The organism is Streptomyces sp. BL1, from assembly GCF_057628045.1.
In genome coordinates this window covers 6724296-6737603 of record NZ_JBXYWZ010000002.1, presented here as the reverse complement: position 1 = coordinate 6737603, position 13308 = coordinate 6724296, and the positions used below count along the sequence as shown (strand labels likewise).

General features: G+C 71.8%; 11 protein-coding genes. 5 read left to right on the top strand and 6 right to left on the bottom strand.

Features of this window, described 5'->3' with window-relative positions; all coding sequences use genetic code 11:
• The first annotated feature begins 168 nt into the window (after nucleotides 1-168).
• Complete coding sequence (locus tag AC3AGO_RS29460) at nucleotides 169-894, top strand: N-acetylmannosamine-6-phosphate 2-epimerase (RefSeq protein ID WP_487823292.1); 726 nt, start codon at nucleotides 169-171, stop codon at nucleotides 892-894.
• A gap of 97 nt (nucleotides 895-991) precedes the next feature.
• Here the strand turns inward: AC3AGO_RS29460 and AC3AGO_RS29455 are convergent, their stop codons facing one another.
• From AC3AGO_RS29455 to AC3AGO_RS29440, 4 genes are all read right to left on the bottom strand, one after another.
• On the bottom strand, nucleotides 992-1549 hold the full coding sequence (locus AC3AGO_RS29455; RefSeq protein ID WP_487823291.1) for a hypothetical protein: 558 nt from the start codon (nucleotides 1547-1549) through the stop codon (nucleotides 992-994).
• 18 nt (nucleotides 1550-1567) lie between these two features.
• Nucleotides 1568-2953, bottom strand: coding sequence for an MFS transporter (locus tag AC3AGO_RS29450; protein ID WP_487823290.1), 1386 nt, complete (start codon nucleotides 2951-2953; stop codon nucleotides 1568-1570).
• An 87-nt stretch (nucleotides 2954-3040) separates the two neighbouring features.
• A complete protein-coding gene (locus AC3AGO_RS29445) occupies nucleotides 3041-3784 on the bottom strand; it encodes a cache domain-containing protein (RefSeq protein ID WP_487823289.1) in 744 nt (247 codons plus the stop codon).
• A gap of 68 nt (nucleotides 3785-3852) precedes the next feature.
• A complete protein-coding gene (locus tag AC3AGO_RS29440) occupies nucleotides 3853-4602 on the bottom strand; it encodes a FadR/GntR family transcriptional regulator (protein WP_487823288.1) in 750 nt (249 codons plus the stop codon).
• Nucleotides 4603-4724: 122 nt separating this feature from the next.
• On the opposite strand from AC3AGO_RS29440, the gene AC3AGO_RS29435 reads away from it, so the two are divergent.
• Genes AC3AGO_RS29435 through AC3AGO_RS29420 form a run of 4 tightly spaced genes read left to right on the top strand, consistent with a single transcriptional unit; the run spans nucleotide 4725 to nucleotide 9433 of the window.
• Nucleotides 4725-6059 (top strand): (Fe-S)-binding protein, encoded by a 1335-nt coding sequence (locus AC3AGO_RS29435; protein WP_487823287.1) that lies wholly within the window; start codon nucleotides 4725-4727, stop codon nucleotides 6057-6059.
• Entirely contained in the window at nucleotides 6056-7603 is a 1548-nt protein-coding gene (locus AC3AGO_RS29430; protein ID WP_487823286.1) for an FAD-binding oxidoreductase, read from the top strand. The genes AC3AGO_RS29435 and AC3AGO_RS29430 overlap by 4 nt, the downstream gene beginning before the upstream one ends.
• Nucleotides 7600-7938, top strand: a complete 339-nt coding sequence (locus tag AC3AGO_RS29425) for a hypothetical protein (protein WP_487823285.1) — start codon at nucleotides 7600-7602, stop codon at nucleotides 7936-7938. Before AC3AGO_RS29430 ends, AC3AGO_RS29425 begins: the two co-directional genes overlap by 4 nt.
• On the top strand, nucleotides 7925-9433 hold the full coding sequence (locus AC3AGO_RS29420; RefSeq protein ID WP_487823284.1) for an APC family permease: 1509 nt from the start codon (nucleotides 7925-7927) through the stop codon (nucleotides 9431-9433). The genes AC3AGO_RS29425 and AC3AGO_RS29420 overlap by 14 nt, the downstream gene beginning before the upstream one ends.
• A gap of 28 nt (nucleotides 9434-9461) precedes the next feature.
• Here AC3AGO_RS29420 and AC3AGO_RS29415 read toward each other — a convergent pair whose 3' ends face one another.
• Entirely contained in the window at nucleotides 9462-11084 is a 1623-nt protein-coding gene (locus AC3AGO_RS29415; protein ID WP_487823283.1) for an ABC transporter substrate-binding protein, read from the bottom strand.
• Between the two features lie 4 nt (nucleotides 11085-11088).
• Nucleotides 11089-13185, bottom strand: a complete 2097-nt coding sequence (locus AC3AGO_RS29410; protein ID WP_487823282.1) for a hypothetical protein — start codon at nucleotides 13183-13185, stop codon at nucleotides 11089-11091.
• Nucleotides 13186-13308: the final 123 nt, after the last annotated feature.

The following is a 13308-nucleotide window of genomic DNA, read 5'->3' as shown; positions in this document are numbered from 1 at the left end:
GGGCCGGCGCCCTCGCGCTGCCTCCATGCGGGGCACCCATGAGCGCTCAACCCGCCTTCTCTCGCGGGGAGTTGACCCCGCACCCGCTCGGGGGCCGCTCGGGGCACTCCCCCCGGTGCCGCCCCGGCAGACATGGACATTCGTCGACTTGGAGGATCCGGAAACCTGATGCGTGACAACGACACCCCCCACAGCCCCCGCCCCGGACCTGCCGCCGTCCCGGCGGACACATCGCCCGTGGAGCTGATACGCGGCGGCCTCGTCGTCTCCTGCCAGGCCGACCCCGGCACCCCGCTGGAGGGGCCGGCGCACATGGCGGCGATGGCCCGTGCCGCGGCGGAGGGCGGGGCCGTCGGCATCCGCGCCGAAGGGACCGACGACGTGGCGGCCGTACGGGAAGCGGTCACGCTCCCGCTGATCGGCCTGTGGAAGGTGGGGCGCGAGAGCGTCTACATCACGCCGACCGCCGAACACGCCCTCGCCGTACACCGGTCGGGGGCCGGCATCGTCGCCGTCGACGCCACGGCGAGGGAGCGTCCCGACGGACGTACCTTCCGCGACACGGTGCGTGCCGTGCACGGGGAGGGCGGACTGGTGATGGCCGACGTGTCCACGTACGAGGAGGGTCTGGCCGCCGCGGACGACGGCGCGGATCTCGTGGCGAGCACGCTGTCCGGCTACGCGGGCGGGCTCGCCGCCGGGGACGGCCCCGACGTGGAACTCGTCGCGCGGCTCGCGGCGCGGCTGGACGTGCCCGTCGTCGCCGAGGGACGCGTACACGCACCGGAACAGGCGCGCCGCCTGCTCGACAGCGGTGCCTGGTCGGTGGTGGTCGGCACGGCCATCACCGCGCCGACGTGGCTCACCCGGCAGTTCGCGTCGGCGCTGGCCTGAGGGCGGACCGGCTTTCCGGGCCGCTCCGACGGCGCGGCTGCGCGCACGGCCGGCCGGCCCGTACGGGCTCCGGGCCGGCGGGCCGTGCGCGGCCGGGTCAGGCCGGCGCCGGTTCCGCGGCGCCCTCCGGCACCGCGTCCCACTGGCTCTTGCCGGTCGGGTACCAGCGGCCGTCGCGCTGTTCGGCGAGGCCGTACCGCTCCAGGCCCGTCAGGTGCTTGCGGATGGTGGCGGCGGTGAAGCCGGCACTGTCGCTCAGCTCCCCGACCTCGGCGCCCTTCTGACGGTGCGTCTGCAGTTCGTCCCAGGTGCGCGCAGCGGGCCGACCGAGGCCGCCGTCACGCGCCGCCCGGGTGAAGACCGGCGCGTGTGCCTCCTCCGCGCCGCTTGTCCCCGGCGGGGCCGCGGGGGCTTTGGACGCGGGCGTCGGGGTCTTGGCGGCGGGGGTCTCGGCCGCGGAAGCCTTGGGCTCGGAAGTCTTGGACACGGGAGTCTTGGCCGCCGGGGCCGGGGCCGAAGCCGTCACAGGGGCCGGGGCCGTTGCCGCGGGTGCCTTGGTCACGGGGGTGGCGGCCCGGTCGTGCCGGGCCGGGCCGACGGGACGCGGGGTCCGGTTGACCGTACGGTGCTTGCGCCCCTTCTGCCGCTTGCTCATCGGGCCTCCTCAGGAGTCTCACTGGTGATCACACCGTGCCAACGAGACCGGGGCGTCCGGGGCGCTCCCCCAATCGGTGGTTGCGGCCCCCGCGGGCCGGTGCGGGCGCAGCAGCATCCAGAGGCTGCACAGCACCGTGACCGCCTGAGTACCGATCAGCAGGCCGTAGCCGGCGGCGAATCCGCGCCCGCTCAGCGCGATGGCCAGGCCCATGGCGGTGGGCATGAAAGCGGACACGAGATTGCCCGCGCCGTTGACGATGCCGTACGCCGTACCGACAGCGATTCCCCTGGTGTGGTGCTGCACGAGGGTGGGGATGGCCGGGCCCTGCAGCCCCCAGAAGCCGTTGGCGAGGATCAGCCCGGTGGCGGCGAGCCACACGGAGTCGGCGGAGATCACGAGGGCCACGCACGTACCCGTACCGACGCCGCCGACCGCGAAGAGCAGCGGCACCCGGTGCGCGGGCAGCCGGTCGATGACGAATCCGCCGAGGAAGCCGGAGGCGAGGCTCATCAGGAAGGGCAGGGCCGAGACGGCGCCCATCTGGGCGAGCGAGAAGTGCCGTTCGTCGATGAGGTAGCTCGGCAGCCAGGAGCTGCTGCCCCACAGATAGGCGAGGGTGGCGATCTCGATGAGGAGGATGCAGCCGAGCCGCGGGGTGCGCAGCGCGGCGCGGACGGTGGCCAGGTTCCGGGAGCGGGGTACGGGGCGTTCGGCGTCGGCCGGTGCGGCGGGCGCGACGGGGCCGCCCTGCCGTTCCCGCAGGCCGCCCTGCCGTTCACGGAGACAGAAGAAGATGAGGGGCAGGCCGACGCTGGCGTTGAGCAGCGCGAGGATGAGGAACGACGCGTGCCAGTCGTACTGGTGGACGAGATAGGTGACCAGCGGCAGCCCGACGGCCGTGCCGAGGGAGACGCCCATGGAGCTGACCGCGTTCGGCTTGCCGACCTCGTGCGGCGCGAAGCGGTCCTTGATGTACATCGTCTTCAGCGAGAACAGCGGCCCCTCGGCCGCGCCGAGCAGGAAGCGGCAGACCACGAGGGTGAGCGCGCCGAGCGCGTACGGCGAGACCAGCGTCAGCAGCGACCAGCTCAGCACGGACGCGAACAGGCCGCGCCGTACGCCGAGTACGGACTCGTAGAACGGGGTCAGCGCGAACGCGGCGATGCCGTAGCCGACGAGGAACACCGTCATCAGGGCGCCCTGCACGGCGCGGTCCCCGGTGATGCCGAAGTGGTCCGTGAAGCCCTTGTCCGTGATGAGGACGGAGACGTTGACCCGGTCCACGTACGAGATCAGCACGATGACGAGCAGGGCGAGGACACCGAGCCAGCGGTTCGGCACCGGCTTTCCCGTACGTGCCGGCGCGCTCGTACTCGTGCTGTCCGGGGCCGGTTCGCCCATCGTGTCCGCTCCTCCGCGTGTGCCCCGTCGTCGAGGAGCGACCCTAGGCAGAGTTACTTAAGCGGTCAATGGTTAATTGCTTAGGCTTTAACGACCCGCGTCCGGGCGGAGCAGGGTCCAGGGCAGCCCCGCGCAGTCCTCCCAGCCGGGTCCACTGGGCAGCCGCGTACCGGCGGAACGGTCCGCGGGCGCGAGGGAACCGGCAATGGCTGTCGGGGTGTTGGAGGCGATGACCCGGCCCGAGGCGTTGACCAGCAGCACCGGCGCTCCGTCGGCGGAGTCCAGCAGCGGCAGGACCGCGCGTTCGAAGTCGGTGGCGCGGATGTCCGCCGCGGCCACCCCGAAGAACCCGGCGTCGCCGGCCACCGGGGCCGCGAAGGTGAGGATGTACTCGTCGGTGCCCGCGTAGTCGACGTACGGGCCGACGACCGCGCGACGGCCCGAACTCCGGGGAATCTCGAACCACTCGGCGGCCGGATACTCGTACGCACCGACGCTGTCCGGGTCCAGGTCGACGCAGAGCGGGCACAGTTCCGCACCGCGCGCGGGCCTGCGCCACCACTCCAGCCAGCGCGGCGCGTCCCCGAGCACGCCCGGTGCGGCGATCACGCCGGTGCCCGCACGGAGACCGTCGTCGGCGTCCAACTGACGCAGCACGGTGGGCCGGATCCCGGCGAGGTCGGCCGTCGTCGGCGCCCGCCCCGCGGCGCGGGCGCGCGCGTGCACACCGGCGGCCAGCTCCCGCAGTTCCGCGATGCCCTCGAACACGGCCCGCAGAGTGGCCTCCACACCGGGCGCCGCACGGTCCACGGTCCTCTTCGTTCCGTCCACGGCTCACCCCTTACCCGAGCACCGGTGCGCCACCCCTGCGCGGGGAGCGTACAACGCGCGTTCCCCCGTCAGGTCTTGGCGAGTTGGAGGTGGAAGGCTATGAGGCGGGTGAGGGCGTGTTCTATGTGGGTCTCGGTGAGGGTGCGGGCGCGGGGGGCGTCGCCCGCCTCGATGGCGGCGAGCACCGCGCGGTGCTGCCGCACGGTGTCGGACTGGCCGACGGCCTCACCGAAGGGGATCCACAGCAGTTCGCCGATCTCGCCCTGGAGGTCGATCTCCTGACGGGTCAGCCGCGCCGACTGCGCCGCCGCGGCGGTCTCTATGCGGAACCTGCCGTCGGCCCTTCTGCGCTCGCCCGGTGTGCCGGCCGCGGCGAGTCTGTCCGTCAACTCCCGTAGCCGGGCCAGGTGTTCGGACGAGGCGCGGGCGGCGGCGAGCGCGGCTGCCGTACCCGAGACGGCCAGTTGCTGGTCGCCGATCTCGCGGAGCTCGTGAACGCCGGTGTCCCGCAGCAGCGTCCGCAGCCGTTCCACGGACGCGTCGACGGGCGCCCGTACGAAGCTGCCGCCGCCGCGGCCCCTGCGGGTCTCGATCAGGCCGCGCTGGCGGAGCAGGGCGAGCGCTTCGCGCAGGGTCACCGTCGACACCTGGAGGGCGCCCGCGAGGTCGAGTTCGCTGGGCAGCTGCTCGCCGTCGGCTATCAGGCCGAGGCCGACGGCCTCGCTGATCCTGCGGGCCACGACGTCCACGCGGCCGGCCTCTTCGAGCGGCGCGAAGACGAGGCTGCGTGCCGCGCCGGACACGCCGCTCCCGCTCACAGCGTGCTCCCGTGCGGAGCTTCCGGAGTCCGGGGAGTCAACCCGACCCGCCCCCTTGTCACTTGACATATGAAGTCATATGTTATCGCGCACTCGCCGTAGTACCAGTGGAGGCATCCCAGATGACCGACCCTGACTCCGCCCCTGACGCACACGGCACAGAGCACGGCACCGGGACCGGGACCGGGACCGGTGCAGAGAACGGCGCGGGCCACTCCCCCGTCACCGTCGAGTTCCTCTCCGACTGGCGGAACGCCGCCTACAACTGCTTCTCCTCCGGGCACAAATTCTGCCGGGAGGTCTGCCCCGTCATGCAGGTGACCCGCAACGAGTCGTGGACGCCGACCGCGTTCCACGCCGATGTGGTGGCCATGGAGCAGGGCGAGCTGTCCGTGGAGGACGTCGCCGAGGACTTCGTCAACTGCACCCAGTGCGGCGCGTGCGAACTCCGCTGCCCCAACACGCTGTTCACCGGCGACTTCTACCGCTTCCGCACCCGCACGGTCGACCTGGTGAAGCAGATGCGGGCGCTCGCCGTCGACAACGACGTGCACCAGCCCGGCTATCAGCGCTGGAATCTGCTGACCGACGAGCGCTCCCACGAGCCGGTGCTGGGCGATGTGCCGGTCAGCCAGGAGAACGTACGGGACTGGGCCGCGGGCCTGGACCTGCCGACCGGCGGCGAGACCGTGCTGTTCGTGGACTGCGAGGCGGCGTTCTACCGTACGTCGGTGCCGCGCGCGGTCGCGCAGATCCTCCAACAGGCGGGCGTGGACTTCGGGTTGATGCGGGAGCAGTGGTGCTGCGGCGGCCCGGCCGCCGAGATGGGCTACCGCGAGCAGTCCCGCCGGTTCGCCGAGCACAATCTCGCCGACTGGCGGGCGAGCGGCACCCGCCGGATCCTCGTGCTCGACCCGCACGACTACATCACCTTCACCGAGGACTATCCGGCCTATTTCGGCGAGGACTTCGACATCGAGATCGTGCTCGTGGTGGAGCTGCTGGCCGGGCTCATCGCGGACGGCCGGCTCACCCCGAGCGTCCCCGTGGAACGTGCCGTCACGTACCACGACCCGTGCCGGCTCAACAAGCGCAAGGGCGTGTGGGAGGAGCCCCGCGCGATCCTGAACGCCATCCCGGGGCTGGACTTCCAGGACGTGGACCGGGTGACCCAATGGTCGTACTGCTCGGGCGCCGGCGGCGGACTGCCCGTAGAGAAACCGGAGTTGACCGCGAAGATCAGCGGCAGCCGGATGGACAAGGCCTCCGAACTCGGCGTGGACACCCTGGTGTCGGCCTGCCCCTGGTCGGAGCGGCCCCTCGCGGAAGCCGGCGAGGCGCGGTCGATCGACGTGGTGGATCTGCACGAGCTGCTCGCCGAGTCGCTCGGCATCGAGGTGGGCGGGAGTACGGGAGCCGGTACGCGGGACGGCGCGGAAGGGGGCACGGGCCGATGACGACAACCGCGCCGCAGCTGTCCGACCGGGTGCTCGCCGAACTCACCGACGCGCTGGGCGGCGAGCACGTACTGACGTCGAAGACCGCCCGGATGAACCGGGCCCGCGTCCCCGCCCCGTTCCCCGTGCACCGCTGGCGCGAGCGGGTGCCGGATCTGGTGGTGCTGCCGGGCTCGTCGGAGGAGGTCGCGGAGGTCGTGCGGATCGCGAACGCGCACCGCGTCCCGATCGTCCCCCGCGACGGCGGTACGGGGCTGACCGACGGCGCCGTCCCGGAGCGGCGCGGCATCGTCGTCGACGTCAAGCGGATGAACGCCGTCAAGGAGATCGACACCGACAACCGCACCTGCACGGTGGGCGCGGGCATCAGCATGCTGAAGCTCAACGAGGTGCTGGCGCCGTACGGGCTGATCTATCCCGACGACCCGGCGTCGTACCCCTGTTCGCTGGTCGGCGGGCGGATCGGCACGAGCGGCTGGTCGCTGGTCGGCTCGCGGTACGGGCACTCGCGGGACCTGGTGCTCAGCTTCGAATTCGTGCTGCCCACGGGCAAGTTGATCCGTGTCGGGGACGGCGGCGGACGCAAGGTGTCGAAGAGCTCCAGCGGCTATCAGCTGAAGCATCTGTTCATGGGGCACCAGGGCACGCTGGGCATCGCCACCGAGGCGACGCTGAAGCTGTATCCGAAGCCGGAGGCGGAGTTCTCGCCGTTCTGGGCGTTCCCGGACTACGACAGCGCGCACACGTGCGTGCAGCGGCTCGCGCAGGCCGGTGTGGCGACGTTCGCCGGGGCCGTGCTGTTCGACGAGTGGAAGGTCGCGTATCTGCGGCGGGACGACGAGGCGTACATCCCGCAGCCTGCCGACGTACGCGCCCTCGTGTGCGCCGTCGCGTACGGCAACGAGGACGAAGTCCTCGCCGGCGGGCGGCGGTTCATGCGGATCGCGAAGGACTCGGGCGCCCGCTATCTGGGCGACGAGATCTCGCACGGCGACTGGGCGGCCCGCCACGACCGGTACGCGACGCCGCTGCACGGGCGGACCCGCGAGGGCCAGGTCGCGCCGATGAGCTGGCACTGCGAGGACGCGGCGATCAACTGGACGGAGCTGCCCGCCGTACGGCGCGAGTGGCACGCCATCGTCGAGCGGCTGCGCGAGCGGCACGGGATCTTCGACGACTGGGGCATGTTCTGCTACACGAGCGCCGACACCGGCGTCGACTATCTGACGGAGATCGACGTCGGCATCTGGGAGCAGGAGCTGGACGACACGGCGTGGGCGGCGTGGGTCGACGCCAAGCGGGACATCGCCGCGGTGTCGCTGGCGCACGGCGGTTCGATCAGCGCCTGTCACGGCTCGTGCCGGGAGGGCGAGGTGGACCTCGTACCGCTCGAACTCGGCGGCGGCTACGACGTGATGCTGGACGTGAAGCGCGCCCTGGACCCGAACAACGTGATGAACCCGGGCAAGTACGGGCTGCAGCGGGCGTACGAGGGTGAGCGCGCGGGCGAGGGCGGGCGCACGGGCGAGGGGGACGGCCGATGAGCGGCTACCGGTACGAGGAGGAGCACACGCCGCCGCCCCCGCGCCGCGCGAGCGAGGTCGCGGTGGAGCGCTTCCCGCACATTTTCGAGGTCGATCCGCGGCTGATGACCGTGCATGTGGCGCAGCAGCTCTTCCCCAACTGGGACACGCTGCGGATCGCCGCCTCGCGCGCGGACCATCTGGAGTGGATGCACCGGCACTGGACGGACAAGGTGCTCTCGGGGCAGGCCCTGCTGGACGAAATCGACGCGCTGGACGAACTCGACCCGCTGGACGAACTGGGCGGGCCGAACGGGCAGGACGAGCTGAACGGGCCGCCCCGTGACGGGCGTTGAGCGTCCGGCCGGCGACGGGGCGGCGCGGCGGGACGCCGACGGGGAGCAGCTCGCCGCGCTGGGCTACACGTCGGAGTTCCGTCGGGACATGAGCCTGTGGGCGAACTTCTCCCTCGGCTTCACGTACCTCTCCCCCGTCGTCGGCATCTACACGCTGTTCGCCAGCTCCCTCGCGCTCGGCGGCCCGCCGATGATCTGGAGCCTGCTGCTGGTGGGCGCCGGACAGCTGCTGGTGGCCCTGGTGTTCGGGGAGATCGTGTCGCAGTACCCGGTCGCGGGCGGGCTGTACCCGTGGGCGCGCCGGCTGTGGGGCCGCAAGTGGGCGTGGCTGACGGGGTGGGTGTACGCGATCGCGCTGCTGGTGACCATCGCCAGCGTCACGTACGGCTCCGGCCCGTACCTCGCCGCGCTACTGGGCCTCGACCCGTCGGTGAACACCACGATCCTCTGCGCGCTGGTGATGATCGCGCTGGCCACGCTCATCAACCTGGGCGGCACGAAGGTGCTGGCCCTCGCCGCCGTCATCGGCTTCTCCACGGAGATCCTGGGCGCGCTGGCCGTGGGCGGCTGGCTGCTGATCTCCGAGCGGCACCACGGGCTCGGAGTGCTCTTCGACAGCGCGGGAACGGCGGGCGACGGCTCGTACTTGAGCGCCTTCCTCGCGGCGAGCCTCATCGGGATCTTCCAGTACTACGGCTTCGAGGCGTGCGGCGACGTGGCGGAGGAAGTGCCCGACGCGGGCCGCCGCATCCCCCGCGCCATGCGGATGACGCTGTACGTCGGCGGCGCCGCGGCGACCTTCGTGTGCCTCGCCCTGGTGCTGTCCGTACGGGACTTCGGCGCCGTCGTGTCCGGCGACGACACCGACCCGGTGTCGCACGCGCTCAACGCCGCGTTCGGCGAGTGGGGCGCCCGCGCGGTGCTCGGCGTGGTGCTGGTGTCGTTCCTGTCCTGCGCGCTGAGCCTGCAGGCCGCGGCGAGCCGGCTGATGTACTCCTACGCCCGGGACCGGATGCTGCCGGGCAGCGGGTGGCTGTCCACGTTCTCGCCCGTACGCGGCGTCCCGCCGTACACACTGCTGCTGGCCGCGCTCGTACCGGCGTTGGTGGTGCTCGCGTCGCGGGTGTCGACGGACGCCATCACGAAGATCATCTCCTTCGCGGTGCTCGGCATCTACCTCGGCTTCCAGATGGTCGTCCTCGCGGCACTGCGCGCACGCCTCAAGGGCTGGGCGCCGTCCGGGAGTTTCACCCTCGGCCGCTGGGGCCTGCCCGTGAACACCGCGGCCCTGGCGTACGGGGTGGCCGCCATGGTCAACCTGGTCTGGCCCCGCACCCCGGGCGCCGCCTGGTACGACAACTACCTCACGCTCCTGTCCGGCATCGTGGTCATCGCCGCGGGCCTCCTCGTGATGACCCTCCTCCGCCCGTACCGCCACGGGAGCACCGCGTCAGGCGACGCAGTCCGGCCGACGTCGGAGCCCAAATCCTCCTGACTCGCAGCCCGTTCGGAGCCTCGCCCGCTCAACTCCCGCGTACCACACAGTCCTCGTCCTGCTTCTTCCCCAGCGGCCACGCCAGGCCGACATACCCCAGCCGGCTGGAACCCGCCTTCTCGTCCGGCTGCAGCTTCACCACCGCCAGGGGCTTGTTGTACGGATTGCCCACCGGGGTCAGGCAGATGCGGCCACTGGTGCCGTCGACGCGGTTCTTGGCCTGCATGGTGGCCCAGCGGTTCCCCACCTGCTCGGGGGTCGGGGCCTCCTCGCCGGGGAGCTTGGCACCGCGGATGGCCTCGACCGCCGTACGGACGCCGTCGTGGACCATCATGGTGCGGGAGTCGGCCCTGTCCATGGGGCCGATACTGCCCGCCTTCCGGGCGTTCTCGTTCAGCGCGGCCAGCTCGTTCAGCGGGTCGCGCAGGGAGGCGGGGGCCTGTGCCGCGTCCGGCCGGCGCTTGGTCCGCTTCTCCTCGGCGTCCTGCCACTTCCGCACCTCGGTGCGCCAGGCAGCGGGGTGGGCGGGCGCCGCGTACTGCACGGTCATCTTCGGTGCCCTGGCGTCGTCCAGGAGCTGCGCCCAGTCGTCGTCGGACATCTTGTTCTTCAGCGACGCCGCGTCCGAGCCGGACACCACCGTGAACTGCGTGTCCTCGCACCTGTCCTGGGCCAGGCGCTTCAGGAACAGCCGCAGATGGGTGGAACGCCCCGCGAAGTAGACGGTGTTCGCGCCGGAGCTGCAGATCGTGTCGACCGTCGGGCGGAACTGGTTGTCGACGTCGCCCTCTTCGGCGATGCCGGGAGAGGAGAAGGTCATCGTGTCGGGGCCGTCCGGCCCCGTCTCGTCCTTCTCCAGCTCCTGGAAGGCGTCGGCGAGGGAGTCGACGTACGGATCGGACCTGGTGTCCCGTACGACCACCGTCTGCTCGTTCCTGCGGCTGCCGTTGAAGTCCGCGAGCGCGCGGGCCTGGTCGTCGTTCGTGGGGAGGATGCGGGCCAGCCCCTTGAACCTGCGCTCCTTGCCCTCCTCGTTGGCGAGCGAGCCCGCCGAAGCGCGCGCCACCAGCACCGGCACCTGCTGCTCGGTGAGGCTGCGTATCGCCGCCCGTGTGGAGTCGAGGGACAGGTTGAAGCCGGTCACCGCGCCCAGCCTGTCCTGCGTGGAGTGGGACATCCGGACGAGCTCGGGGACCACCTCGTCCTGCTCCTCGTAGTCCTTGCCGGGGTTGGCGAGGACCAGCCGCACCTTCGGCGCGCCCTCCTCGCGGTTGGCCCGGTACTGCGCGATGTAGGCGCCCTGCAGTTCGCTGCGCAACTGCTGCTTCTCGGCCGTCGACTCCGGCTGCAGCGGGAGCATCATCGCCACGGTGACGTACGTCTTGCCGAGCCTGCCGTTCTCCTCCTTGATCCGGTCGACGACGGGGCTGATCTCCTTGACGCCCCAGTCGTAGCCGGAGCCGTTGATGCCGACGCATTCGTCGCCGGACTCGGTCACGCCGTCGGCGCAGCTTCGCGACTCCTCGAGGAGTTCCTTCACGCCGATGTATCCGCCGACGAGGACGACGACCACCACGGCGCAGGTGATGATCCGCCTCAGCAGCGTCTCCCACGTCTTCTCGTACAGCCAGTTGCCGAAGGTCCGGGACATCTGCTCAGCTCCCCCAACTGATATGGGACGTACAGGCGCAGGGCTGCAACGGGCGCCTGCCGCCGGCGCGTTTGCCCCACTCCCTGGCCCGGTTCGCGAGCACGGGTGCGGCATCGGGGTACGCGAGCGCCAGATCGCCGAGCAGATCCTCCATCTTCTCGGCGGCCGCGGCGTCCGCCGGCCGGGTGCGCTCCTCGCACAGCCACACGGCGTGCAGCAGCTGGTCCAATTGCCGCTCGAGTGTGGTGCCCACGATCTCCGCCACGTTCATCCGGGCATGCCGTACGTCGGGGCCGTCCAGTAACGGGGCCTGGGCGATCGCCAGCAGCTGCTCGCACCACTCCTCGGCCCTCGTGCCGCTCGCCGGGAACTCCGCGGCCAGGTGCCGTATCGCGCGCTCGGGGCCGCCGCCCGCGACCAGGTCGTGGTTGAGGCCGTGCGCGGCGGCGGTGCCGAAGGCGCGGTCCGGGGCCTCGGAGTGGACGCGGTAGTGCGCGTACAGCAGGCTGTGGTTGCGGTGCCAGTCGGTGTGGCCAGGCCCGTACAGGCGGCTCATCAGCAGCTGCCGCAGGCCGAAGTCGCCGATGAAGTGCCGCTCGCAGGCAGGCCAGCCGCTCTCCAGCAGATACTGCTGCACCTGGTCCGCGGTGAGTCCGTCGGCCAGCTGTGCCGGCTCGTCGCTGCGCAGCAGCGTGCGGGCGCAGTCTCCGCTGTGGGCGACCGACAGCTGCGTGAGCAGGTCGAGCCAGTGGCCGGTGTGTCCGACGGGCAGCCGCTCCGGCAGCTGCCGCAGCACCAACTCCTCCAGCAGCACGTCCCGTACCGCCGCGGGGACACCGTCGAGGAGGACCCGGTGGTCCAGCAGGTCCCGGTCGTTGTCCAGCCGGGGCAGCTGAGCGGCCGCCTCCGCCAGCCGCTGCACCATCCGGGGCCGGTGGCCGGAAAGCCGCCGCACCGCGGCCTGGGACCGGAGCAGCAGACCCGCGTTGTCCGCCACGCCCGCCTGATCGAGCACCTGCTGTTTCACCTGTACGGAAGTGAGCGACGGCATGCGCAGCAGCAGCACGGCCTGCCCGAGCTGTCCGCGCGCGGGCGTCTGCTCCCAACTCCCGGGCGGCGCCTGCTCGTCCGGCCGGTAGACCGCGAGCTCCTCGGTGCGCTGCTCCCCCGCCAGAAACAGCGGCTCGGCCATCCGCTCGGTTGCCACGAGCACCGTGCGGCCCCGGTGGCCCTCGGCCCGGTCGTCGAGGGCGGCCGCCAACAGCATTCGTCCCACCGGCCAGTTGGAGTGCTGCAGCAGGATGGCGGGACGGCCGACGCGCCGGAGTCTGCCGCCGGTACCGGAGTAGGCAGCGTCGACGTCCTCCCGCAGGGCGCGGAAGAGGAAGCCCTCGGCGAACCGGCGTCCCTCCTCGTCCCTGCGGAAGCTCTTGGCGAGCAGCCGCAGCCCGGTGGCGGCGACTCCGGCAGCACCCGGATAGCTCCTGTACGTGCCCTGCACCGGCTCGTCGCCCTTTGCCGCCAGCATCTCCAGGAACTCGGTCAGCGCCGCGCCCACCAGCGGCATCGCCGCCGGCGGGGCGACGATCCCCGCCAGCGCGACCAGATACCCCTGCGCCAGGTTCCTGACCATCCTGGCGCCCCACGTCTGCGGGGCGTGCAGCAGCCGGCGGTACCGGGTGAGCTCCTCGTCCAACTCCTGCTGCCGCAGGCCCTGACCGGCCGCCACCGCGGCCATCCCGGCGAAGAACCGGGGAGTGGGCACCGCCCCGCCCGGACCGTCCCACTCCTCCATCCGCTGCGCGACGTCGTACAGCGTCTCCGTCGCGGCGGACCGGCAGGAGGGGCGCTCGCCGGCCTCCCGCTCGTACTGCGGGTCGGCGCAGTTCACCAGGACCACCGGCGCCTTCCCGGCGAACCGGTCGCGCAGCTCCTCCAGCAGTTGCTGCTTGCCCATGCCGGGGCCGCCGGTGAGCAGCACGACGGGGAGGTCGGGGCCGTACGGCTGCGCGCTCATGTGGCCGTGGGCGTTGCGGTCCAGCAGTCGCGGGAAGAAGCGCTCGTCGCCGATCAGCTCCTCGAAACCCAGCGTGGTCGCCATCGGTTCACCCCCGTACCGTGCCTCGTGCCGCGGTTGTCGCACGGCACGAGGTCAACGTCGCGGTGAGTGTAATGGCGTTGCGGGCGGATTCCAGGTCAACTTTCGGAATTCCGCGACGAGTTG

Coding starts and splice junctions, on each gene's coding strand:
- AC3AGO_RS29460 (WP_487823292.1), top strand. CDS start 169: ATGCGTGACAACGACACCCCCCACAGCCCCCGCCCCGGACCTGCCGCC.
- AC3AGO_RS29455 (WP_487823291.1), bottom strand. CDS start 1,549: ATGAGCAAGCGGCAGAAGGGGCGCAAGCACCGTACGGTCAACCGGACC.
- AC3AGO_RS29450 (WP_487823290.1), bottom strand. CDS start 2,953: ATGGGCGAACCGGCCCCGGACAGCACGAGTACGAGCGCGCCGGCACGT.
- AC3AGO_RS29435 (WP_487823287.1), top strand. CDS start 4,725: ATGACCGACCCTGACTCCGCCCCTGACGCACACGGCACAGAGCACGGC.
- AC3AGO_RS29430 (WP_487823286.1), top strand. CDS start 6,056: ATGACGACAACCGCGCCGCAGCTGTCCGACCGGGTGCTCGCCGAACTC.
- AC3AGO_RS29425 (WP_487823285.1), top strand. CDS start 7,600: ATGAGCGGCTACCGGTACGAGGAGGAGCACACGCCGCCGCCCCCGCGC.
- AC3AGO_RS29415 (WP_487823283.1), bottom strand. CDS start 11,084: ATGTCCCGGACCTTCGGCAACTGGCTGTACGAGAAGACGTGGGAGACG.
- AC3AGO_RS29410 (WP_487823282.1), bottom strand. CDS start 13,185: ATGGCGACCACGCTGGGTTTCGAGGAGCTGATCGGCGACGAGCGCTTC.